Origin of the sequence: Niveispirillum sp., assembly GCF_017996735.1 — a bacterium.
Lineage (GTDB): Bacteria > Pseudomonadota > Alphaproteobacteria > Azospirillales > Azospirillaceae > Niveispirillum.
The window spans coordinates 24,209-46,797 of record NZ_JAGOGJ010000006.1; the positions used below are offsets into that span (position 1 = coordinate 24,209).

Here is a 22,589-nt window from a genome sequence, read left to right on the forward strand (position 1 = left end):
ACTAACTTCTCTCACCAACGTCGAAGACGTTGAAGTTCTCTCTTCGTTCCGCCCAGGGTGATCCGTTATTCCCGTGAGGGTTTTCGGATGCTGGGCAGGATCAAGGCGCTATTGGCGCCGGAGCGGAAGAGTGGTGACGGATACGAGGTGTTGACCGGCAATATTTTGCCGACTGCCGCCGGCGTGTCAGTGTCCGCCGAATCCGCGATGCGATGCAGCACCGTCTATGGCTGCGTGAAGGCCATCGCCGAAACCGTCCAGCAAATCCCCTGGCATCTGTACCGCCGGCAGGGTGATGACCGCGTGCGGGCCACCGACCACCCCGCCTATGCCCTGGTCACCAAGGCCGCCAACGACTGGACTCCGGCCAGCGAGTTCCGGCTGATCCTGGCCACCCATCTCGCCACCTACGGCAACGCCTATGCCTTCGCCAACCGCGACCGCACCGGCCAGGTGGTGGAATTGATCCCGCTGGACCCGAGGCGGGTTTCCGTCCGCCAGCATCCCACCACCATGGCGCCAATCTATGCCGTCACCACGGGCGATGGCACCCGCGATTACGGCCGTGACGAGATCCTGCATATCCGGGGCATCGGGCTAGACGTGACCCAGGGCGACAGCCCCGTGGCGCTAGCGCGGGAGGCCATCGGCCTTGCCCTGACTCTGGAGGCGCATTGCGCCGGGCTGTTTGGTCGGGGCGCCAAACCCAGCGGCCTGCTGAAGCACACGAAGAAGGTCGCCGACGATGTGCTGGTGCGTCTGCGCAACAGCTTCAGCGCCTGGTACACGGGCACAGCCAATTCCGGCCGGACGATGATTCTGGAAGATGGCATGGAGTTCGAGCAGCTCCAGCTTTCCTCCACCGATAGCCAGACGCTGGAGATGCGCCGGATGCAGGTGGCGGAAGTCTCCCGCTTCTGGCGGGTGCCGCTGTCGCTGCTGAATGATCTGGAACGGGTGACGCATGCGAACGCGGAGACGCTGGGCCAGCAATACCTGACCTATTGCATGCTGCCCATCCTGCGGGCCTTCTGCGATGCCGCCGCCATCACGCTGCTGACTCCGGAAGAGCGGGACGAATATTATTTCGAGTTCCTGATTGATGACCTGACCCGCGCCGAAATCGCCAAGCGGTTCGAGGCCTACAGCCGGGCCATCAATGCCGGTGTGCTGAACCCGAACGAAGCCCGCGCCATGGAGAACCGACCGGCCTATGCCGGTGGCGAAACCTTCATGCGCCCGGTCAATACCGCGCCGGCCCCGGCTGCCACCTCCACCAATGACGAGAGCGGCGCCGATGGAACGGCTTGAACTGAAGTTCGTCCAGGATGCCGGGGCGGCTGGGCTGATCGAGGGCATCGCCTCGCCCATCGGTGGCACGCCGGATCGGGTGCGGGATATCGTGGCGCCGGGTGCCTTCACCCGCACCCTGGCCGAACACAAGGCCGCCGACGCCATGCCGGCCATGCTGGTCGATCACAACCACAAGGCCGTGGCCGGCACCTGGCTGCAGATGACTGAAACGTCGGAAGGCTTGCGCGTCTCCGGCCGGCTGGCCCTTGGCACCGATGATGGCGACCGCGCCTATGCGCTGGCCAAGTCCAAGGCCATCACGGGCCTGTCCATCGGCTATCGCGCCATCCGCGCCACGGCAATGCCCGGCGGCATCCGCCGCCTGGACGAAATCGACCTGCTGGAAATCAGCCTGGTCAGCGTGCCCGCCGCGCCGGGCGCCCGGATCACCAGCGTCAAGAGCTTCCCCGCCGCCGCTGCGGCATCATCGAGAGAGAGCACCATGGACGAGAATGAAGCCGGCGGCGGCACCCCCACCGTCGAAGAGCGTGTCAGCAAGCTGGAAACCGGCCTGACCGATCTGGACAAGCGCCTGAAGGCCGTGGAGGGCAACAGTGCCGCCGCCGCCAAGGGCGTGGACCGTATCGAAACCATGCTGCGCCGGCCGGGCGCTGCGGCGCCGGAGACGAAGGCGGCCGATGGGGTGGAGGTCAAGGCCTTCGAGAATTATCTGCGCTTTGGCCCCACCGGCATGGAGTTCACCGAGGTGAAGACGCTGCGCACGGCGGAAGATCCGTCGGCCGGCTATCTGGCGCCGGCGGAGTTCATCGCCGAGATCGACAAGAACGTCGTGCTGTTCTCCCCCATCCGCCAGTACGCCACCGTGCGCAGCACCGCGCGCGGCACCGTGGAACTGCCCAAGCGCATCGGCCGTCCCACCGCCACCTGGGTGGAGGAGCTGGAGGACCGCGACGATACCGACACCGGCAGCCGCTACGGCAAGTCCATCTATGACGTGAAGGAACTGACGGCCTATGTGGATGTCAGCTTCTCCACGCTGGAGGATGCGGCCGTCAACATCTTCGCCGAACTGTCCGCCGATCTGGCGGAAGAGTTCGGCTATGCCGAGGGTCAGGCCTTTGTGAACGGCAACGGCGTGAAGCGCCCCATGGGCTTCATGTCGGATACCAGCATCCCCACCGTGATCAGCGGCCATGCCTCCCTGATTACCGCCGACAGCCTGATTGATGCCTATCACGCCCTGCCCACGCCCTACCGGGCAAACGCGGTCTGGGGGATGAACAGCACGACACTGGGGGCCTGTCGCAAGCTGAAGACCACGACGGGCGAATATCTTCTGTCCATGACCGGTATCGCCGGCTCCCCGGCCACCACCATCCTGGGTCGCCCCGTCATCGAACTGCCGGACCTGCCCGACGTGGCCGGTGGTGCCGTTCCCATCGTCTTCGGTGACTTCCGCCAGGGCTTCCGCGTCTTCGACCGGGTGGGCTTCTCCATCCTGCGCGATGACCTGACCCAGCGGACCAAGGGCAAGGCCCGGTTCCATGCCCGCCGCCGGGTGGCCGCCGGGGTGCGGAAGTCCGAGGCCATCCGCAAGCTGATCGTGTCCGCGAGCTAAGGAAGCATCCCATGCGCGACCTGATGAACAACATCCATCCCGTCCGGGCCATTTCCCCGGCGGCGGCCGTCACCGACAACACGCCCTTCGTGTCGCAGGTGATCGATACGCTGGGCTTCAACAGCCTGACCTTCGTGATCCTCACCGGGGCGCTGGCCGATGCCGACGCCACCTTCACGGCGCTGCTGGAACACGGCGATGCATCGGACCTGTCCGATGCGGCGACCGTCCCGGATGACCTGCTGATCGGCACCGAGGCGCTGGCGAGCTTCACCTTCGCTGACGACAACGAAACCCGGAAGCTGGGCTATGCCGGCGGCAAGCGTTACGCGCGCCTCACCGTCACGCCGGCCGGCAACAGCGGTAACGCCTTCGTGGCGGCCGTCGCCTTGCTGGGCCATCCCAACCGCGCCCCCACCGCCAACCCGCCCACCTGATCGGAAGGTCGGAATGCTGACCATCATCACCCCGGCGGAAAGCCAGAGACTGACCACCTTGGCCGCGATCAAGGATGAACTGCGGATGACCGCCGGGGCCGATGATGCTTTCCTGCTGACCCTGATTGACCAGGCAAGCGGGGCCGTGCGGCGCTGGTGCAACCGCACCTTTGCCGCCGAAACCGTGCGGGAGACGTTCCGCCTGTCCACCCTCACCGACAGCCTGATGCTGTCGCGCTGGCCGGTAGGCGCCGTGCTGTCCGTCACCCTGGCCGGGGCGACGCTGGGCGAAGCCGGGTATGAGGTGGAGGGGGCAACGGGCCTGCTTTATCGCCTTACCGACTCAGATGAACGCTTGCCGTGGCCGCCTGGCAAGATCGTGGTGGAATATGTCGCCGGCTTCGTTTTGCCCGGCAACCCTGGCCGCAGCCTGCCTGACGACATTGAACGGGCCGCCATCCTGCTGGTGAAGGCGGCATGGTTCAGCCGCAACCGTGATCCGCTGATCAAGACGGAAGAGGTCGACGGCATCGGCGCCAATTCCTATTGGGTGGGCGGGTTCAGCGACGGGGCCACCTTGCCGCCCGATGTACAGGGCCTGCTTTCCGCCTATCGTCAACCCGCCATTGGATGACACCATGTTGAACCCAGGCACCTATGCGCTGGCCGACAAGCCCGTCACCACCGCCGCCAACGAAGCGCAAGCCCCGATCACAGATCTTGAGGGCATGACCGCCGCAACGATCCAAGCCCGGTTCGCCTACGGCACCGGCGGCACGTCCGCCAAGGTCTATGTCGCCACCAGCCTGGACGGCGGCACCACCTGGGTGGATATCGCCTGCTTCGCCTTCACCACCGCCGGCGGGGTGAAGGTGGTGAATGTGTCAGGCCTGACACCACGGACAGCCCCCATCGCGCCAACCGACGGCGCGCTTGCCGACGACACGACGGTTGATGGTGTGCTTGGCGACCGGCTGCGCGCCCGGATCGTGACCACCGGCACATACGCCAACAGCCTGTTGACCGTCCGGGCGGTGGTGCGATGAACCGGGAAATCGCCACCTTGGACCGTATGCTTGCCGTGGCCGGGGAATCCATCGTGCTGATGCGTCAATTCGGCACGACGCCCAACAGCTTCGCCAGCGTCGAATGCCTGGCCTTCGTGCGCGGCTATCGGCCGGAAGAGCTGATCGGCAGCATCTCGCAGACCGACAGCTTCGTCGTCATCTCTCCCACGGAAATCAACCGGGCGAAATGGCCCGGTGGTTCCGGCTTGCTATCGGCCACGGATGCCCGCATCCCCCGCAAAGGGGACAGGGTCATGATCCGGGGCCTTCAGCGCAATGTCGAGTCTGCTGGGCCGATCTATGTCCGCGGCGCTTTGGTCCGTATCGACATGCGCGTGTTGGGGTAAGCCATGCCATTCGCTCCGCCCCGTTCCTGCAAATGCGGCGCCCTGGTCCCCGCCGGCCAGCGGTGCCCGCGATGTGCCAAGGCCGCCGACATTGCCCGCGGTTCCGCCCGCCAACGCGGCTATGACCGGGATTGGGAGAGTGTACGGGCGGCATTCCTGGAACGCCATCCGACGTGCTGTGCCCCCGGCTGCGATCAGCCGGCCACGGACGCGGACCATATCCAGACCGTGAAGGAGGCCCCGCACCGCCGGCTTGATCCCACCAACCTGCGCCCCTTTTGCCACCGGCACCATTCCCAGCGGACGCGCCGCGACCAGGGAGGGCCACGGGGATAGGGGTTCCAGAGTTTCCAACCCGAGGGGGCCGGGACCGTTGGGGGGTCTTGCGCGCACTCACCTTGAAATTGGGGATTTTCCCGAAAGGGCTTTCAGATGAAGGGTCGAAAACCGAATTTGCGGGTGATTGAAGGGGGTGCCGCCACGGGCCGCTGTCCCTCTCCCCCGACCTGGCTTTCCGTTCACGCCAAGCGGGAATGGAAACGCTGCGCTCCTGAACTGCATCGCCGGCGGCTGCTGACTGCCGACACGTTGGCAACGCTGGAAAGCTACTGTGTCGCCGCCGGCCAGGTGCGGGAGTTTGAAGAGCTGATGGCCACCGACGGCCGGATGATTTCCGGGGAGGACGGGCCCAAGCCGCACCCGGCTTTCAAGATGCAACAGGCGGCAATGCGGGAATGCCGGCTGCTGGCGGCCGAACTGGCATTGACGCCACAGCGACAGGGCACCAGGGGCAAAACGGACGAAGGAAAAGGCGATGGCTGGGATTCTGACCTTCTCGCCTGATCCGGAGCTTTACCCTGATCCGACCGGCCGTGCCGACCGGATGTGCCGCTTCGTCAACAAGCTCCGGCTATGGGAAGGAAGGTTCGCAGGCAAGCCGTTCCATCTGCATGATTTCCAACGGTCATTGGTCCGCCGCATCTATGGCCCGACCACGGACGACGGGCGCCGTCTGGTGCGCATGGCCTGCATCTGGATACCCCGCGGCAATGCCAAGACGACGCTCGCGTCGGCGCTGGCCCTGGCTCATTTCCTGGGACCGGAAGCCGAAGCGGGCGGACAGGTGATCCAAGCCGCAGCCGACCGGGAGAATGCCGGCATCGCCTTCAAGCACAGCTTCGAGATGGTGAAGCAGGATGACGCCCTGTTGCGCCGCGTGGCACCAATCGAAAGCCGGAAGGTGCTGAACCACACGAAGACCAGTTCCATCCTGAAGGCTATCTCGTCCGAGGCATACAGCAAGCACGGCATGAACGCCTCGTTCTTCCTGGCGGATGAGGTGCATTCCTGGCCGCTGGCGGAGGGCCGGAAGCTGTTCAAGGTGGTGACGGACAGCATGGTGAAGCGAGAACAGCCACTGACCATCGTCATTTCCACCGCCGGGGAAGGTCAAGGCGGGCTCGCCTTCGACCTCTGGTCCTATTCGCTGGCCGTAGCGCGGGGCGAAGTGAACGATCCGACCTTCGCGCCCATCATCTTCGCCGCCGACCCGGAAGCGGATTGGCGCGATGAAGCGGCCTGGCACGCGGCAAACCCGGCCATCGCCGCCGGCTTTTGCAGCCTGGAGGAATTGCGCATCAAGGCCCGCCGCATCGAGCATTTCCCGGCGGAGATTGCCGACTTCCGCCGCTTCCATCTGAACCAGTGGCAGGAAGGGGCCGCAAACCCCTGGATGGATCTGGCCACCTATGACCAAGCCGCGGCGATGACCGCCCCCGATGACTTGATCGGCCGGCCCTGCTGGATTGGTGTTGACCTGTCGAGCGTGGAAGATTTGACGGCCGTGGCCGCAGTCTTCCCCTCTGGCGATGGCGACACCCGCACCTATGACGTGATCGCCACCTTCTTCCTGCCGGAAGCCGCCTTGGCCCGGAAGGCGGATCGTGACCAGGCGGATTATCTGCGTTGGCGGGACGCTGGGCACCTGAAGGTGACAGAGGGCAACCGCATCGATTACGACGCGGTGATCGCCCACGTCGTAGAGCTGGCGGAACGGTATGCCGTCCAGGAAGTTGCCATTGATCGATGGAACTCCACGGCTGTCACCACGGCATTGCAGCGGGAGGAAATCACCGTCGCCACCTTCGGCCAGGGCTTCGCCAGCATGGCCGCCCCCGTGCGGGAGTTGAAGCGGGCCATCCTTGGCGGTGAGTTCCGCCATGGAGATAACCCGGTCCTGCGCATGTGCTTTGGCAACGTGGTGGCAGAGAAGGACGCGGCGGAGAACGAGAAATTCACCAAGGAGAAGGCCCGCGGCCGCATTGATGGCGCGGTTGCCGCCGCCATGGCTATCGGCCGGATCCTGGCCAGCGAAGACACTGGTTCCGTCTATGAGGCCGCCCGGCCTGAAGGCTTCCTATTCGTTTGAGGACACCATGCGCCTGGATGTTATCCGAATCGACCGCCGCCACGACAATTCAGCCTGTATCGCTGTCGTGGCCGTTGCCATCCCGAAAGCCGGTGTCGAGGTCCGCGGCATTCGGATAATCAGACGTGATGACGGCAGCGTCTACGCGAACATGCCCCACCAACGCGACCATCTTGGAGCATGGTATCCCACCGTCCGGTTCATGAAGCCGGGCACAGTTGATGCCATCAAACGCGCTGCTGTGGAGGCTGTTTGCGGCCCGCAGTGAGTTGCTTACGCCACGCTTACGGCAAACCATGCCATCCCACCAAGAGCATGAAAAGCAAGGGCAATGCCAAATTGTCCCTAGCATCTGGCAGGCGGATGATGACGGGGTGCTGAATCCCGGTGCCATCCGGCTGGTGCCCGGGACCATCATCCCCAAGGCCGTGGGGTCGGCGGGGTTGACGCCGCTGGCCAGTCCGGGGCGGTTCGATGTCAGCCAGTTGGTGCTGGACGACCTGCGCGCCCGGATCCGGCATGCGTTGCTGGCCGACCGGCTGGCGCCCGTGGATGGGCCGCGCATGACGGCGACGGAGGTGCTGGAACGGGGGGCCGAGATGGCGCGCATCCTGGGGGCCACCTTCGGCCGGCTGCAATCGGAGTTGCTGGTGCCACTGGTGCGGCGCTGCCTGTCCATCCTGCGCCGGCGCGGGCTGGTGCCCGACATCGCGGCGGACGGGCGCCAGGTGCTGATCCGCATCCTGTCGCCGCTGGCCCGGGCCCAGGCGCAGCGCGATGCAGAGGCGACGCTGCGCTGGCTGGAAAGCGTGTCGGCCCTGGGGCCGGACGCCCTGTCGGTGGTGGATCTGCCGGCCTGTGCCCGCTTCCTGGCCGATGCGGCGGGGGTGCCGCCGTTGCTGGTCCGCCCGCCGCCCGCCGCCATGCCGGTGGAGGGCACGGATGACTGATCCCGGCTGGCCCTGGACCCAATCCGAAACCGAGGGCCCGGACGAGGATCATCTGGCCGCCGCCTGTGCCCGGCTGTTCGCCGGGGCGGATGGCCGCCTGCTCCTGTCCCACCTGACCCGCATCATTCTGGGGACCAGTCCCGGTCCCGAGGTGACGGAGGCAAGGCTGCGCCATCTGGAGGGGCAACGGGCGCTGGTCCTGGCCCTTCGCCATCTGGCCGCACGCGGCGGCCTGTCCCTGCTCCCTCCCCTCCTTTGAAACCTTCCCACCATTGATTGAGGATATCGCCATGGACATGACATCGACCGACGTCACGAACAGCACCGACGCCCATGCCCGCCCCGACCATGTGCCGGTCAAATTCTGGGACCCGGCCACGGGCGGCATCCGGGTGGAGGCACTGCTGAAATCCTATCAGGAACTGGAGCGCAAAATGTCCGGCCCCACCGATCCCGCAGCAGAGAAGGCCAAGGCCCTGGCCCTGCTGGGTGTGCCGGACAAGCCCGATGGCTATTGCATCCGCTGTGACCACGGGCTGTTCGAGCCGGATGCGGAGATCAACAACCGCCTGCATGGCGCCGGCTACACGCCCGAACAGGCCCAGCTTCTCTATGACCTGGCAGCCGAGCGCATGCTGCCGCTGCTGCAAGAGATGGCCGCGGGATATCAGGCGGAGGCGGAGCTGGAAAAACTGGCCAGCCATTTCGGCGGGCCGGAGAAATGGCAGGAACTGTCGGGCCAGATCCTGGCCTGGGGACAGCGCAACCTGCCATCGCCGCTGCTGGACGCGCTGTCGGGGACGGCTGACGGGGTGATGGCGCTGCACCGGCTGATGGGTGAGGGCGGGGGAGAACCGAAAGCCTTGCGCCGTGGCGCCGACTCCGATGCCACCGGCGGCGTGGGTGACCTGAACCGCATGATCGCCGATCCCCGCTACTGGCGCGACCGCGACCCCGGCTTCATCGCCAAGGTGACCGAAGGTTTCCGCCGCGCCTATGGCAATGGATAGGAAGCGGCCCTATCCAATCCCGGCGGCATCATGCGCCGCCCGTCAGGACCGGACCGTCACCGCCGATCACGGTGGCGGGTCCTTCCACCCCGTCCCAACCACAGGCGGCAAGCGCCTTCCGCATGTGGTCGGGTACGGGGGCGGTGACGGTGACGGGGGGCTTGGTGGCCTGGATGGGGACCGTGATGGCGCGGGAATGCAGATGCAGCACATCGCCCACCCGTCCCGGCGCACCGGCAGGCAGGTAGATCGGGTCGCCCAGCAGCGGATGCCCCAGATGCTGCATATGCACCCGGATCTGGTGGGTGCGTCCGGTCTTCGGGTTCAGTTCCATGAAGGCGACGGGGCCGATGCCCGGGAGGTCGCCGCGCCCGCGCACGCGCCAGAGCGTGACGGATGGCTGGCCGTCCTCCTTGTCGATCACCATGCGCCAGCCCCGCCGCGCATCGCTGATCTTGGTCAGGCCGGCATCGATCTTGCCGGTATTGTCAGCCGGATGGCCCAGCACGACGGCCCAGTAGGTCTTGGCCACCTTGCCTTCCTGGAACAGGATGCCCAGCCGGCGCAGCGCCTTGGGATGCCGGCCCAGGATCAGGCAGCCCGAGGTGTCACGGTCCAGCCGGTGGGCCAGCGACGGCGGTTTGGGAAAACCAAAGCGCAGCGCATCGAAATGCCGCTCCAGATTGTCACCCTTGCCCTTGGCCGTATCCGGACCCGCATGCACGGCGATGCCTGCCGGCTTGTCCAGCACCAGCATCAGGCCATCACGGTACAGCAGGCGGGAAAGAAGATCGTCAGCATTCATGGAACGGGCCGGGAAAAGCGGGTGGGAAATGGAATCCCCCTATCCGGCCGGGTGCCGGACAGGGGGAACGGCGATATCATGTCTGCGGGGACGCCACCAGCAGGCCCACCACCCGTCGAACCAGCGGCAGTATCACCAGCAGGGTCGGAAAGGCCACGACCCAGGACAAGGTCCAGTTCTGAAGCCACAGCCAATGGACGCCATCGGCGATGCCGACGCTGCGCAGGGTGGCGATGGCGGATACGATGCAGGTCATGAAGACCGACAGGACAAAAGGCATCACGATGCCGGCATAACGGGCCTGCAGTTTGCGAAACCCAAAGCGCCGCCCCATGCCGGAACGGCCGGTCCTGATGGTATCGTTCGTCATTTTACGCTCTCCTTCCCCCGCCCCGCCGTAGCTGTCGCACATGTACCGGCAGGGACCACGCTGTCGGGCGGGGTCCTGTTGGTACGTTGGCTGACGTAAACGCTTACGGCGTCTTGCGTTCGGGGCAAGCGCATCTCTGTATAACCCCCGCCCCCACCCTCTTGCAAGCGGGGCCGGCGCAAAAACAAACGGGGCGCCCGGTAAGGGGCGCCCCGCTGCCATGGAAAAGGTGGAGACCACCCCATCCATCAATAATGATCAGACGATCAATGCACTTCCGACCACAGGCGACGCTTCGCGGCGTACATGATGCCGGCGAAGAACACCAGGAACAGCATGACCATCAGGCCGACGCGACGGCGCTCTTCCAGCTTGGGCTCAGCGGCCCAGGCCAGGAAGGTCGTGACGTCGTGGGCCTGCTGTTCGATCGTGGCCTTGGTGCCGTCGGTGAAGGTCACACCGTCCGCGTACAGCGGCTGCGCCATGGCGATGGCGTGGCCGGGGAAGTACTTGTTGTAGTTGCTGCCCGGCGACAGTTCATGGCCGGCCGGAGCCTCGCCATACCCCGTCAGCAGAGCATAGATATAATCTTCGTGATGGGCGCGGGCCTTCACGATCAGCGACAGGTCCGGCGGAGCCTTGCCACCATTGGCGGCGGCCGCGGCCTGCTTGTTCGGGAACGGGCTCTTGAACCGGTCGGACGGCAGGCCCGGCCGGGTGAACATCTCGCCCTGGTCATTCGGGCCGTCGGTGATTTCCACCGAAGCCGCGATGGCCTTCACTTCCGCCTCGTTGAAGCCGATGTCGTGCAGGTTGCGGTACGACACCAGATGCAGCGAATGGCAGGCGGAGCAGACTTCCTTGTAGATCTGGAAGCCACGCTGCACCGAAGCGTAATCATAGCCCTTGAAGAAGGACAGGAAGCTGTTCACCCCGCCATGGGCCCAGGTCTGGGCCGGCGGCAGGGGCGCGTCGCCGGCGGCCAGGGCCGTGCTGGTCAGGCCAGCAATGGTCATGGCGCCTGCGGCGATAAGGGTACGAAGACGACGCATCAGGCCTTCTCCATCACTTGGCGGTGGCGGCGTTGCCGCCGAGGACCGGATTGGCGATGCTGGCCGGCAGCGGCAGCGGCTTCTCGATCCGGCCGATGATCGGCAGGGCCAGGAAGAAGGCGAAATACATCACCGTGCCCAACTGGCCGATCAGCACGTAGGGCTGCTCAGCGGGCTTGCCGCCGGCATAACCCAGCATGAAGAAGGCCGGCACCAGGCAGAGCAGAACCCACCACTTGAAGATCGGGCGGAAACGGGCCGACCGGACCGGCGAGCTGTCCAGCCAGGGCAGGACAAACAGGATCGCGATGGAACCGAACATGGCCAGAACGCCGCCCAGCTTCGCCGGAACCAGCACCACGTCGGTGAACGGCAGGCTGATGGCGAAGGTGATGGAGCGCAGGATCGCGTAGAAGGGCAGGAAGTACCATTCCGGAACGATATGCGCCGGCGTCACCAGCGGGTCGGCCGGGATGTAATTGTCCGGGTGACCCATGTAGTTCGGCGCGAAGAACACGAAGGCGGCGAAGATGATCAGGAAGATCGTCGCGCCGAAAATGTCCTTCGTCGTGTAGTAGGGGTGGAACGGCAGCGTGTCCTGCGGGCCCTTCGGCTCGATCCCCAGCGGGTTGTTCGAACCGGTGATGTGCAATGCGGCCACATGCAGGACCACGACGGCCAGCAGCACGAACGGCAGCAGATAGTGCAGGGCGAAGAAGCGGTTCAGGGTCGGGTTATCGACCGAGAAACCACCCCACAGCAGGGTCACGATGCTCTCACCCACCACCGGGATGGCCGAGAACAGGTTGGTGATCACGGTGGCGCCCCAGAAGGACATCTGGCCCCAGGGCAGCACATAGCCCATGAAGGCCGTGCCCATCATCAGCAGCAGGATGACGACGCCGAAGATCCAGATCAGTTCGCGCGGGGCTTTGTAGGAACCGTAATAGATGCCGCGGAAGATATGGATATAGACGGCGATGAAGAACATCGAGGCGCCGTTGGCATGGATGTAGCGGATCATCCAGCCCCAATTCACATCGCGCATGATGCGTTCGACACTGTCGAAGGCCAGCAACGTGTTGTTGGTATAGTGCATCGCCAGGACGATGCCGGAGACGATCATCGTCATCAGCACGACCATGGCGAGCGCGCCAAAGTTCCAGAAATAATTGAAGTTACGCGGAGTCGGGAAGGACCCGTACTCCTTGTTCATCATCGTGAAGATCGGCAGGCGCTGGTCGATCCAGTTCACCACCGGGTTCTCGAAATTGGACTGTGGGGCGTGAGCCATCTGGCACTCCCTGACTGGATCTGTCTTTTAGCCGATCTTGACGCGGGTGTCGGTCAGGAACGCGTATTCCGGCACGTGCAGGTTCAGCGGCGCCGGACCCTTGCGGATGCGGCCCGACGTGTCGTAGTGCGACCCGTGGCAGGGGCAGAACCACCCGCCGAAATCACCCTTCGATTCGCCCGAGGAGGTGCCCAGCGGAATGCAGCCCAGATGGGTGCAGACGCCGACCAGCACCAGCCAGTTATCCTTGCCTTCCTTGACACGGGCCTGGTCCGGCTGCGGATCGATCAGCTCGGCCGTGGGTACGGCGCGGGCGGCATCAATCTCTTCCTGGGTGCGGTTGCGGATAAAAACCGGCTTGCCGCGCCACATGGCCTTGATCGCCTGACCCGGCTGGATCGGGGCCAGATCGACCTCGATGCTGGCCAGCGCCAGCGTATCGGCGGCCGGGTTCAGGCTGTGGATGAAGGGCCACAAAGCAGCAGCGGCACCAACACCGCCCATGGCGGCGCCAGCCAGATAGATGAAGTCGCGGCGGGTCTGGCCGTCGCCCGCATGCATGGTGTCCGCCATACCTCTCATCTCCTCGGCGAATGGACGCGGCCCCCGTCGGGCCGACGCCTTTTACTGAAAACAACGACATGGACCCGGGAACCCGGGCTGAATTGGGCTTGTCCGCCGGTCTTTCCACCCCCATTTCACCATCGCGGCCCGCATCGGGGGATGCGGCACGACAGGCGGGAAAGGCCAGCACGAACGGAGCGGCCGGAGGCACCTCCGGTCGCGGATGTTCGATATACATGGCCCGCCAACGGTTGGGAAGCGCATGCTTCTGGACAATCTGTCGCGCTGTCCGGCGTCTGGAACATCGATCCCCCCGCGCGCGTGCATGGCGGCGCGCTTGCATCCGTCCCGGATTGGGAATATCCCTGATTTCACAGCGCAGCCGGCGTTCATTCCGCCCGCCGATTGTGCCGATTTACCGGCAAACAATCTGTCCGGCCCCGGAGCCGAAGGGATATCGCCCTTGTCCACCACGCCACCGCCTGTGCAATCACTCGCCGGCCGTCGTGTCCTGCTGATCGTGGCGGGGGGGATTGCCGCCTTCAAGACGCCCGATCTGGTGCGCCGCCTGCGTGAACGCGGGGCCTCTGTGCGTGTCGTGCTGACCGATGGCGGGGCCAAATTCACCACCCCGCTGACCCTGCAGGCCGTGTCGGAGGATACGGTCTATCAGGATCTCTGGTCGCTGACCGACGAATCGGCCATGGGCCATATCCAGCTTTCGCGATCGGCGGATGTCGTGCTGGTGGCCCCGGCCACGGCCAATATCCTGGCCCGCATGGCGCATGGTCTGGCCGATGATCTCGCGACCACGGTGCTGCTGGCCACGGACAAGCCGGTGCTGGTGGCGCCGGCCATGAATGTGCGGATGTATGAGCATCCGGCCACCCAGGCCAATCTGGCCCTGCTGGCCGCGCGCGGTGTGGGCATTATCGGCCCGGATGAGGGCGCCATGGCCTGTGGCGAATATGGGCCGGGCCGCATGGCGGAACCGCTGGCCATCACCGATCATCTGGCCGGCTGGTTCGCAGCAAGGCAAGCGCCCAAGCCGCTGGCAGGTCGCCATGCCCTGGTGACCAGCGGCCCCACCCATGAACCGATCGACCCCGTCCGCTATATCGCCAACCGGTCCAGCGGCAAGCAGGGCCATGCGGTGGCGGCGGCCCTGGCCGCCCTGGGTGCCCGCGTGACGCTGGTCAGCGGGCCGGTGCGTCTGTCCGATCCGCCCGGCGTGACGGCGGTGGCGGTAGAGACGGCAGCGGAAATGCTGGCCGCCTGCCGCACCGCCTTGCCCGCCGATATCTTCGTGGCCGCCGCGGCCGTCGCCGACTGGCGCGTGGAGGCCGCGGGCCAGAAGCTGAAAAAGGATGGCGGCGGGCCGCCGATCCTGAGCCTGACCGAAAATCCCGACATCCTGGCCACCCTGTCGGCTGCCGGGCCGGACCGCCCCGCGCTGGTCGTTGGTTTCGCAGCCGAAACGAATGACGTCGTCACCTATGCCCGCGCCAAGCGGCAACGCAAGGGCTGCGACTGGATCGTCGCCAACGACGTGTCACCGGCCAGCGGCACCTTTGGCGGCGACCGCAATTCGGTGCATGTCATTCGCGCCGATGGGACAGAGGAAGCCTGGGAAAACCTGGCCAAAACCGAGGTGGCAAGCCGCTTGGCCGCCGCCATCAGCAATCATTTCGAAAACGGAAAGAAATAAGAATGTCGGATATCAGCATTTCCATCCGTCGCCTGCCGCATGGCGCCGATCTGGCCCTGCCGGGCTATGCCACGGCGCTGTCCGCCGGCATGGACCTGCTGGCCGCGGTATCGGAGCCGGTGACCCTGGAACCCGGTCAGCGCAAGTTGATCCCGACGGGCATCGCCATCGCCCTGCCGGAAGGGTACGAGGCGCAGATCCGCCCGCGCTCCGGCCTGGCCCTGAAGAACGGCATCAGCCTGGTCAACAGCCCCGGCACCATCGATGCCGATTATCGCGGTGAGATCGGGGTGATCGTCATCAATCATGGCGACCAGCCCTTCACCGTGGAGCGCGGCACACGCATCGCGCAGATGGTGATCGCCCGGCATGAACGGGCGGTGTGGACGGAAGTGGATAATCTGGATGAAACCGCACGCGGGTCGGGTGGTTTCGGATCGACCGGCACGAAAGGGTGAGGCACGGGCATGCTGCGCATATCCAAAAAACTGATGTTCGCCATCGAGACGGTGCTGGACATCGCCTATAATGCCGGCTCCGCCCCGGTACAGTCGGCGGAGATCACGCAGCGCCAGGGCATTCCCAAGCGTTACCTTGAGCAGGTGCTGCAGGCCCTGGTCCGGGCCGGCGTGCTGGCCGGGGTGCGCGGCCCCAAGGGCGGCTACCGCCTTGCCAAGGAACGCCGCCGCATCACGGTGGCGGAGATCGTGCGTGTCGTCCGCGCCCTGGAACAGGCCACCGACCCGATCGAGGAAGAGGTGGGCGCCGAACTGGGCCGGCAGGTCGTCCGCCCCCTCTGGGCCGAATTGCAGGACGAAGTGATGGCGCGCCTGGAACAGACCAGCATCGAAGACCTGTGCGTGCGCGCCCATCAGGCCGGCGTGGCCAGCGAGGCGGCCTCGAAGCTGGATTTCAGCATTTAGTAGTCCCTCAGGCGCCGGGCGGCGGCATCCACCGCCTTGGCTTACGCGACCATGGGGTCGCGGGCGCTCAATGCGCCAACCAACACGCAATAACATATTGCGTGTTGGTATCGCCTCTTTGACAGCGTCACCACCACCCTATATACACAAAAGCGACCCGGTATTTCCGATAAATACCACAATGGAGATGTGAAATGTCCGCCAGCCCTGAATTCCGTGGCAAGATCTATGACAGCATCCTGGACACGATCGGCGCCACGCCGCTGGTGCGCCTGAACCGGCTGGCGGCCAAGCATGGCGTCGTGGCCGATGTCGTTGCCAAGCTGGAATTCTTCAACCCCCTGTCCAGCGTCAAGGACCGTATCGGCAAGGCCCTGATCGAGGCGGCGGAGGCCGAGGGCAAAATCTCCCCCGACCGTACCGTCCTGATCGAGCCGACATCCGGCAATACCGGCATCGCGCTGGCCTTCGTGGCCGCCGCCAAGGGCTATCGCCTGATCCTGACCATGCCGGAAAGCATGTCGATCGAGCGGCGCAAGATGCTGAAGCTGCTGGGCGCCGAACTGGTCCTGACCCCGGCCCCGCAGGGCATGAAGGGTGCCATCGCCAAGGCCGAGGAACTGCTGGCCAGCACGCCCGGCGCCTATGTGCTGCAGCAGTTCAAGAACCAGGCCAACCCCGCCATCCACCGCGCCACCACGGCAGAGGAAATCTGGACCGACACGGCGGGCAAGGCCGACATCCTGATTTCCGGCGTGGGCACCGGCGGCACCCTGACGGGCGTGGCCCAGGTCCTGAAGCAGCGCAAGCCCGGCTTCAAGGTGGTGGCCGTGGAGCCGGAGGACAGCCCCGTCCTGTCCGGCGGCCTGCCCGGCCCGCACAAGATCCAGGGCATCGGCGCCGGTTTCGTGCCCGACATCCTGGACAAGGAACTGATCGACGAAGTGCTGCGCATCTCCAACGTCCGCGCCTTCGAACTGGCCCGTGAGGCAGCCCGGACGGAAGGTCTGGCCGTCGGCATCTCGTCCGGTGCCGCACTGGCCGCCGCGTTCGAGGTGGGCGCGCGGGCCGAGAACAAGGGCAAGCTGATCGTGGTCGTCCTGCCCAGCTTCGCCGAACGTTACCTGTCCACCGCCCTGTTCGAGGGGCTGGAGTAAGGGACGGCAGGAACCGGGATGCGCCCAGGAGACCGGATGCATCCCGGCTTGCATCGCTGATATTATGCGTTGCATTCTTCTCACGACTTACCAGCGTGGGCGGTAAGGGTATCGTGGAGGAAATAAATGCGACGTGCCTCCGTCGGAATCATAATCGCCAGTATGCTTTGGGCCAGTTCGGCACTGGCACAGGTGCAAACTCCGGGTACCCGCATCCCAACGCCGCTGCGGGGCACTGTCACCGGTTTCGATTTCAAGTGCAATGGCAACCAGTCCTATCCCGAAATCGAAGCCAGGGGCGAGCGTGAGGGCTGGGTTGATTTACGCTTCACGTCGAAGGCGGACGGGAGCATTGCCGATATCACTATCCGGAGTCTTTTCGGCAGTACGGATTTCGCCGAAGCCGCTGCCCGTGCCTTGGCAAAATGTCGGATCGTCAATCCACAGCAGGAAAATGGCGTCGCGGTCGATACGGCGAACGTGCCCATGCGTTTCTTCTACAGGATCAGTACACCCGGGCGGACAAACACGCCGGGAATCGCTGAGAAAATGCAGAAAGTGCAGAGCCTTCTCACGGCAGGTGACCTGGACGGGGCGGAGACGTTGCTTGACGAGGTCGAAGCCGAAAGCACCCGTATTCACGAAGTCGCAAACGCTTTGCTACGGCGCTCAGTGATCATGGTGAAGCGCGGTCGATCGGACATAGCACTTCGCTATGTCCAGCAGATGCCAATGAACTCAAATGTGATTGCGACGACGGACTCCGGAGGCCTGTTGCGGACACGTCTAGGCATTGAACTCACCCTTGGGCTTGTCGCCGATGCAGAAGAAACGGCGACAAAGCTGGAGCAAGAGGGCATCGACCTGAAAGGCGATCCTCTCCTGGAGGGATTGAACCGTTTGCGCGCGATCGGTCAATCCGGCCAGCCCCTGGGCGTATCCGGGCGTATTCCAACCGAATGCCGCCCCGTCATCTGCGACATGGCCAAGCCCGACTGGTCTTATGTCCCCACTCATCGCATGCTGTCGCTGACCAATGTGAACGGCCGTGTGGACATGGTGTCTATCCGTTGTAACCGAAAAACATATGAGACAAAGGCGGCGGCCGATGTCACCTGGAGCGTTCCGGCCAAATGGGGCAACTGCCAAATCTCAGTGAGTGGGGATCCGGGAACCACCTTCACCCTGATTGACGAAATGCCGCCCGGATAAAGGGGGGCCCGACATGTCGATGCAGAATATCGGTTGGCGGGAAGGGCCGGCGACATGACCCCCGACGCCTTCCGCGCCCTGGTGCTTGCCAACCCCATCAACGCCACCATCCTGGACCAGTTGCCCTCTCTGGGCCTGGATCAGGCGTATCTGGTGGCGGGGTGTCTTTATCAGGCCGTGTGGAATGCGCGGGACGGGCGCGACCCCGGCTGGGGCGTGAAGGATTACGACCTGTTCTATTACGACCCGGACACAAGCTGGGAGGCCGAGGATGCGGTCATCCGGCGGGCGGCGGCGCTTTATGCCGATCTGGGGGTGGAGGTGGAGGTGCGCAATCAGGCGCGTGTCCATCTCTGGTACCCGCAGCGATTCGGCACGGTGATCCCGCCGCTGGCAAGCAGCCAGGACGGCATTGCCGGCTTCCTGGTGCGCTGTACCTGTGTCGGCATGTCGGCGTCAGGCGAGGTGGTGGCGCCCTATGGGCTGGACGATCTGGCCGCCGGCATCCTGTCCCCCAATCCCCGCACCGACAATCCGCCTCAGTACCGGATCAAGGCCGACAGCTACCGCGCCCGCTGGCCCTGGCTCGTTGAACGAGGGTGATGGAACAAACGCCGCTTTCGGTTGTTACCCCCGCATCGCCGGCTGATGGCCGGTTTCGATGCGAGAGGACATGATGAAGAAACGTACCCTGACCCTGGCGATCCCGCTGCTGCTTTCCGCCTTTGCGCTGTCGGCCTGCAATACTGTCGAAGGCGTGGGCAAGGACGTGAAGTCCGGCGGCAAGGCCATCGAAAGCACCGCCCAGGACGCCAAGAACTAAAAACCGGCGTCCGGTTGCGGGAGCGACGGCGAAGCGGTTTTTGTAGACCTCAATCGCCGGCGCTGCATCCGCAGCTTGGCTACGCCGCACATGCGGCGCGGCGGCCATTGCCGCCGGAGCTGTTTCCGGTCATCCGAAAACAGCTCTAGCAGGCTTGCCCCGGCGGGACGTTGGCGTCATGGTGACGGCCATGAGCACGCCCCCCGCCGACCCTGCCAGCCTGTCGCCGCCACCGCCCAGCAGCGGTCCGCGTGTGCGCATGGTGCCGCCGGGGGAGGACCGGGAGCGGCTGGTCTGTCCCGATTGTTCCTATATCGCCTACGAGAATCCCAAGATCGTCGTCGGGGCCGTGGTCACCGACCAAGAGGACAGGTTCCTGCTGTGCCGCCGCGCCATCCAGCCGCGCAAAGGGTTCTGGACCCTGCCCGCCGGCTATATGGAACTGTCCGAGACGACGGAGCAGGGGGCCGCGCGGGAAGCGATGGAGGAGGCGGGGGCCCGCATCGCCATCGACGCCCTGCTGGCCGTCTATAACATCCCCCGCATTTCCCAGGTGCAGATGATCTACCGTGCCCGCCTTTCCGATCCTGCCATTGCGGCGGGGCCGGAAAGCCTGGAAGTGGGCATGTTCCCCTGGAAGGATATTCCCTGGGACGAACTGGCCTTTCCCAGCGTCGTCTGGGCCCTGCATGAATGGCGGGACCGGCGGGAGCAGACGGGCTTTGCACCCGGCACCAACCCGCCGCCGCCCGTGGAGGGCTTGTAACCGCTGCCCTGTCCGGGCACAGTCGCGAACAGAAGCGACCAACAGCCGGACAGGAAGCATGCGCCGTTCCCACACCGCCGCCCAGGGCACCATCCACCGCCTGACGCTGGACAGCCAGGTGCTGCGCGGCAACCTGCTGGGCGACAGCCCGTCGCGCGCGGTGCATGTCTATGTGCCGGCCGGACATGATGGGCGCGACCTGCCGCTGCTGGTCGATATTGTCGGCTATACGGCGGGCGGACCCGCCCATACCAACTGGAAAAATTTCGGGGAGAACCTGCCCGAACGTCTGGACCGGCTGATCGATAGCGGGGCCATGGCACCGGCCGTCGTCGCCTTCCCCGATTGTTTTACGCGCCTGGGCGGCAACCAGTACATCAATTCCACCGCCATGGGCCGCTGGATGGATTTCCTGTGCGACGAGATGGTGCCCTTTGTCGAAGGGCGCTTTGCCTGTGGCGGCACGGGCCGGCGGGCCATCTTCGGGAAAAGCAGCGGCGGCTATGGCGCGCTGGCCCATGCCTATCTGCGGCCCGATATCTGGGCGGCGGCGGCCTGCCATTCCGGCGATATGGGGTTCGAACTCTGCTACCTGCCCGACATGCCCGGCGTGCTGCGGTCGCTGGGCCGCCATGGCGGCTCCATCGAGCGGTTCATGAATGCGTTCGAAACGGCGCGCAAGGTGGATGGCAAGGACACCCATGTCCTGATGATCCTGTGCATGGCCGCCACCTATGACCCTGACCCGTCGCAGTATCTGGGCATCCGCCTGCCCGTGACGCCCGACACGTGCGAATTGATCGAGGAACGCTGGGCCAACTGGCTGTCCTGGGACCCGGCCCTCATGGTGGAGAAACACGCGGAATCCCTGCGCGGGCTGAAGGGCCTGTTCATCGATTGCGGGGACCGGGACCAGTATAATCTGGTGTACGGTGCCCGCCGCCTGCACCGCCGCCTGGAAGCGCTGGGTATCGGCCACCGGTATGAGGAATTCCCCGACGACCATTCCTCGGTCGATTACCGGATGGATGAAAGCCTGCCCTTCCTGGTCCGCGCCCTGAACGGGTGAGCGCATGGCCGATCAGGACATCACCGCCCTTGACCCGTCCGATGCCGCCGAAATGGCCAAGGGCCGGCTGCGGCTGGACAAATGGCTCTGGTACGCCCGCTTCCTGAAAACCCGCAGCCAGGCGGCCAAGCTGGCGGGTTCCGGCAATCTGCGCCTGGGCGGGGTGCTGGTGACCAAGGCCAGCCAGGTGGTGAAGGTCGGCGATGTGCTGACCTTCCCGCTGGGCGCCTATGTGCGGGTGATCCGGGTGAAGGCGCTGGCGGCGCGGCGGGGGCCGGCCCCGGAGGCGCAGGCGCTGTATGAGGACCTGGACCCGCCGACGCCGGAGGCACGGCTGCCGCGCCTGTAAACCCATTGGCCGCGCTTTACTTTTCAAGCAGCTTCCACACCCCGTCCACGCCGGCGACCGAACGGTCACCAACGGTCAGCATGCCACGGGCGTAGATGACGCTGCGGCCCGCCCGCAGGATTTCCCCCCGCGCCACGATGAAGTCACCCACGCGGCAGGCGCCGATGAATTGCATATTCATCTGGATGGTGGCACAGGGCCGGCGATCGACGCTGTCCCAGACAATCAGCCCGATACCGTGATCGGCCAGCGTGGCGATCATGCCGCCATGGATGGTCCCCTGTTCATTGCGATGTTTGGTCTCGCACAGGATGCCATAGGCCACGCTTTCCCCTTCCCGCCGTCGCCAGAACGGGCCGACCAGACCGGCATAATCGGCCCATTCCTCCGGCTGCCAGCCCGCCGCCCGCAGCGTTTCGTGCGTTTCCATCTCCCCTCACCTGTGTGTTCTTACCTCGCGCTTATTATACATAAACGTTGATATCCGTATAAATAAATCGTATCCCTGGGGCCGGAAACCATAAGGCCAGGGAGGACGGGATGGATCTGCAGGGTCGCGCCGTGGTGATCAGTGGCGGCGGATCGGGGCTGGGAGCGGCCACGGCACAGGCATTCGCAGCGGCCGGGGCACGGGTGGCGCTGCTGGACATCAACCGCGAAGCGGCCGGTCAGGTCGCCGAACGGATCGGCGGTGTGGCCGTGCAGGCCGATGTGACCAGCGGTGACAGTCTGGCGGCGGCATTGGCCACGGCTGCGGCCGCACACGGACCCGCCCGCATCGCCGTCAATTGTGCCGGCATCGCCCCGCCGGCCAAGGTGCTGGGCCGGAACGGACCGCATGATCTGGACCTGTTCGCCCGTGTCATCCAGGTGAACCTGATCGGCAGCTTCAATCTGCTGCGTCTGGCCGCCGCCGGCATGGCCGGGCTGGAGCCGGTAAATGCCGATGGGGAGCGCGGGGTGATCATCAACACGGCGTCGGTCGCCGCCTTCGACGGGCAGATCGGCCAGGCCGCCTATGCCGCGTCCAAGGGCGGCGTGCATTCCATGACCCTGCCCATCGCCCGCGAACTGGCGCGCAGCGGTATCCGCGTCGTCACCATCGCGCCCGGCATCTTTCTGACCCCCATGATGCTGGGTCTGCCGCAGGAGGCGCAGGACAGTCTGGGCCAGCAGGTCCCCTTCCCCTCCCGCCTGGGTCATCCCGACGAATATGCGGCCCTGGCCCGCCACATCGTGGAAAACGCCATGCTGAACGGGGAGACGATCCGCCTGGACGGCGCCCTGCGCATGCCGCCGAAATGAACGGGAACGGTAGGGGGGAAA

Annotated in this window: 28 protein-coding genes and 1 pseudogene; 23 read left to right on the plus strand and 6 right to left on the minus strand. The window is 65.2% G+C overall.

The window, feature by feature from the left end:
- The first annotated feature begins 87 nt into the window (after window positions 1–87).
- The 12 genes and pseudogenes from KBA48_RS03830 to KBA48_RS03885 all read left to right on the plus strand — a co-directional run bounded on the left by KBA48_RS03830 (window position 88) and on the right by KBA48_RS03885 (window position 9,171).
- Entirely contained in the window at window positions 88–1,311 is a 1,224-nt protein-coding gene (locus KBA48_RS03830) for a phage portal protein (RefSeq protein ID WP_292903670.1), read from the plus strand.
- Window positions 1,298–2,932, plus strand: a complete 1,635-nt coding sequence (locus tag KBA48_RS03835) for a phage major capsid protein (protein WP_292903671.1) — start codon at window positions 1,298–1,300, stop codon at window positions 2,930–2,932. Before KBA48_RS03830 ends, KBA48_RS03835 begins: the two co-directional genes overlap by 14 nt.
- An 11-nt stretch (window positions 2,933–2,943) precedes the next feature.
- Window positions 2,944–3,369: a hypothetical protein gene (locus tag KBA48_RS03840; protein ID WP_292903672.1), complete on the plus strand. Its 426-nt coding sequence runs from the start codon at window positions 2,944–2,946 to the stop codon at window positions 3,367–3,369.
- 13 nt (window positions 3,370–3,382) lie between these two features.
- Window positions 3,383–4,003, plus strand: coding sequence for a phage head-tail connector protein (locus tag KBA48_RS03845; RefSeq protein ID WP_292903673.1), 621 nt, complete (start codon window positions 3,383–3,385; stop codon window positions 4,001–4,003).
- Window positions 4,004–4,007: 4 nt separating this feature from the next.
- On the plus strand, window positions 4,008–4,415 hold the full coding sequence (locus KBA48_RS03850; RefSeq protein WP_292903674.1) for a hypothetical protein: 408 nt from the start codon (window positions 4,008–4,010) through the stop codon (window positions 4,413–4,415).
- A 17-nt stretch (window positions 4,416–4,432) separates the two neighbouring features.
- The gene (locus KBA48_RS03855) at window positions 4,433–4,783 is read left to right on the plus strand and encodes a hypothetical protein (RefSeq protein WP_292903675.1); all 351 of its coding nucleotides are present in this window, start codon (window positions 4,433–4,435) and stop codon (window positions 4,781–4,783) included.
- Between the two features lie 432 nt (window positions 4,784–5,215).
- A complete protein-coding gene (locus KBA48_RS03860; RefSeq protein WP_292903676.1) occupies window positions 5,216–5,626 on the plus strand; it encodes a phage terminase small subunit P27 family in 411 nt (136 codons plus the stop codon).
- The gene (locus KBA48_RS03865; protein WP_292903677.1) at window positions 5,598–7,211 is read left to right on the plus strand and encodes a terminase TerL endonuclease subunit; all 1,614 of its coding nucleotides are present in this window, start codon (window positions 5,598–5,600) and stop codon (window positions 7,209–7,211) included. The genes KBA48_RS03860 and KBA48_RS03865 overlap by 29 nt, the downstream gene beginning before the upstream one ends.
- 7 nt (window positions 7,212–7,218) lie before the next feature.
- Complete coding sequence (locus tag KBA48_RS03870; protein WP_292903678.1) at window positions 7,219–7,479, plus strand: hypothetical protein; 261 nt, start codon at window positions 7,219–7,221, stop codon at window positions 7,477–7,479.
- Between the two features lie 82 nt (window positions 7,480–7,561).
- Window positions 7,562–8,161: pseudogene (locus KBA48_RS03875) on the plus strand (portal protein); the annotation flags it as partial.
- On the plus strand, window positions 8,154–8,420 hold the full coding sequence (locus KBA48_RS03880; protein WP_292903679.1) for a hypothetical protein: 267 nt from the start codon (window positions 8,154–8,156) through the stop codon (window positions 8,418–8,420). The pseudogene KBA48_RS03875 and the gene KBA48_RS03880, both read left to right, overlap by 8 nt.
- A gap of 31 nt (window positions 8,421–8,451) precedes the next feature.
- Window positions 8,452–9,171, plus strand: a complete 720-nt coding sequence (locus KBA48_RS03885) for a hypothetical protein (protein ID WP_292903680.1) — start codon at window positions 8,452–8,454, stop codon at window positions 9,169–9,171.
- Between the two features lie 28 nt (window positions 9,172–9,199).
- On the opposite strand, the gene KBA48_RS03890 is transcribed toward KBA48_RS03885, so the two are convergent.
- The 5 genes from KBA48_RS03890 to petA all read right to left on the minus strand — a co-directional run bounded on the left by KBA48_RS03890 (window position 9,200) and on the right by petA (window position 13,265).
- Entirely contained in the window at window positions 9,200–9,976 is a 777-nt protein-coding gene (locus tag KBA48_RS03890) for an RluA family pseudouridine synthase (protein ID WP_292903681.1), read from the minus strand.
- Window positions 9,977–10,052: 76 nt separating this feature from the next.
- On the minus strand, window positions 10,053–10,346 hold the full coding sequence (locus KBA48_RS03895) for a DUF2798 domain-containing protein (RefSeq protein WP_292903682.1): 294 nt from the start codon (window positions 10,344–10,346) through the stop codon (window positions 10,053–10,055).
- A 266-nt stretch (window positions 10,347–10,612) separates the two neighbouring features.
- Window positions 10,613–11,398 (minus strand): cytochrome c1, encoded by a 786-nt coding sequence (locus tag KBA48_RS03900; RefSeq protein WP_292903683.1) that lies wholly within the window; start codon window positions 11,396–11,398, stop codon window positions 10,613–10,615.
- 13 nt (window positions 11,399–11,411) lie between these two features.
- Window positions 11,412–12,692 (minus strand): cytochrome b/b6, encoded by a 1,281-nt coding sequence (locus KBA48_RS03905; RefSeq protein WP_292903684.1) that lies wholly within the window; start codon window positions 12,690–12,692, stop codon window positions 11,412–11,414.
- Between the two features lie 27 nt (window positions 12,693–12,719).
- Window positions 12,720–13,265, minus strand: a complete 546-nt coding sequence (petA, locus tag KBA48_RS03910; protein WP_292903685.1) for a ubiquinol-cytochrome c reductase iron-sulfur subunit — start codon at window positions 13,263–13,265, stop codon at window positions 12,720–12,722.
- A 454-nt stretch (window positions 13,266–13,719) separates the two neighbouring features.
- Here petA and coaBC point away from each other — a divergent pair, with 454 nt between their 5' ends.
- From coaBC to KBA48_RS03960, 10 genes are all read left to right on the plus strand, one after another.
- The gene (gene coaBC / locus KBA48_RS03915) at window positions 13,720–14,964 is read left to right on the plus strand and encodes a bifunctional phosphopantothenoylcysteine decarboxylase/phosphopantothenate--cysteine ligase CoaBC (protein ID WP_292903686.1); all 1,245 of its coding nucleotides are present in this window, start codon (window positions 13,720–13,722) and stop codon (window positions 14,962–14,964) included.
- 2 nt (window positions 14,965–14,966) lie between these two features.
- Window positions 14,967–15,422, plus strand: coding sequence for a dUTP diphosphatase (dut, locus tag KBA48_RS03920; protein WP_292903687.1), 456 nt, complete (start codon window positions 14,967–14,969; stop codon window positions 15,420–15,422).
- A gap of 9 nt (window positions 15,423–15,431) precedes the next feature.
- A complete protein-coding gene (locus KBA48_RS03925) occupies window positions 15,432–15,887 on the plus strand; it encodes an Rrf2 family transcriptional regulator (protein ID WP_054166884.1) in 456 nt (151 codons plus the stop codon).
- 194 nt (window positions 15,888–16,081) lie between these two features.
- Complete coding sequence (gene cysK / locus KBA48_RS03930; RefSeq protein WP_292903688.1) at window positions 16,082–17,044, plus strand: cysteine synthase A; 963 nt, start codon at window positions 16,082–16,084, stop codon at window positions 17,042–17,044.
- A 126-nt stretch (window positions 17,045–17,170) separates the two neighbouring features.
- Window positions 17,171–18,256, plus strand: coding sequence for a TonB family protein (locus KBA48_RS03935; protein ID WP_292903689.1), 1,086 nt, complete (start codon window positions 17,171–17,173; stop codon window positions 18,254–18,256).
- A gap of 54 nt (window positions 18,257–18,310) precedes the next feature.
- Window positions 18,311–18,859 carry a nucleotidyltransferase family protein gene (locus tag KBA48_RS03940; protein ID WP_292903690.1) on the plus strand — a complete coding sequence of 183 codons (549 nt, stop codon included), beginning with the start codon at window positions 18,311–18,313 and terminating at the stop codon, window positions 18,857–18,859.
- Between the two features lie 70 nt (window positions 18,860–18,929).
- The gene (locus tag KBA48_RS03945; protein ID WP_292903691.1) at window positions 18,930–19,079 is read left to right on the plus strand and encodes an entericidin A/B family lipoprotein; all 150 of its coding nucleotides are present in this window, start codon (window positions 18,930–18,932) and stop codon (window positions 19,077–19,079) included.
- Window positions 19,080–19,269: 190 nt separating this feature from the next.
- Window positions 19,270–19,845: an NUDIX hydrolase gene (locus KBA48_RS03950; protein ID WP_292903692.1), complete on the plus strand. Its 576-nt coding sequence runs from the start codon at window positions 19,270–19,272 to the stop codon at window positions 19,843–19,845.
- Between the two features lie 58 nt (window positions 19,846–19,903).
- Window positions 19,904–20,914: an alpha/beta hydrolase-fold protein gene (locus tag KBA48_RS03955; protein WP_292903693.1), complete on the plus strand. Its 1,011-nt coding sequence runs from the start codon at window positions 19,904–19,906 to the stop codon at window positions 20,912–20,914.
- 4 nt (window positions 20,915–20,918) lie between these two features.
- A complete protein-coding gene (locus tag KBA48_RS03960; protein WP_292903694.1) occupies window positions 20,919–21,263 on the plus strand; it encodes an RNA-binding S4 domain-containing protein in 345 nt (114 codons plus the stop codon).
- A 16-nt stretch (window positions 21,264–21,279) separates the two neighbouring features.
- On the opposite strand, the gene KBA48_RS03965 is transcribed toward KBA48_RS03960, so the two are convergent.
- A complete protein-coding gene (locus KBA48_RS03965) occupies window positions 21,280–21,693 on the minus strand; it encodes a PaaI family thioesterase (RefSeq protein ID WP_292903695.1) in 414 nt (137 codons plus the stop codon).
- A 110-nt stretch (window positions 21,694–21,803) separates the two neighbouring features.
- Here KBA48_RS03965 and KBA48_RS03970 point away from each other — a divergent pair, with 110 nt between their 5' ends.
- Window positions 21,804–22,568: an SDR family NAD(P)-dependent oxidoreductase gene (locus KBA48_RS03970; protein ID WP_292903696.1), complete on the plus strand. Its 765-nt coding sequence runs from the start codon at window positions 21,804–21,806 to the stop codon at window positions 22,566–22,568.
- Window positions 22,569–22,589: the final 21 nt, after the last annotated feature.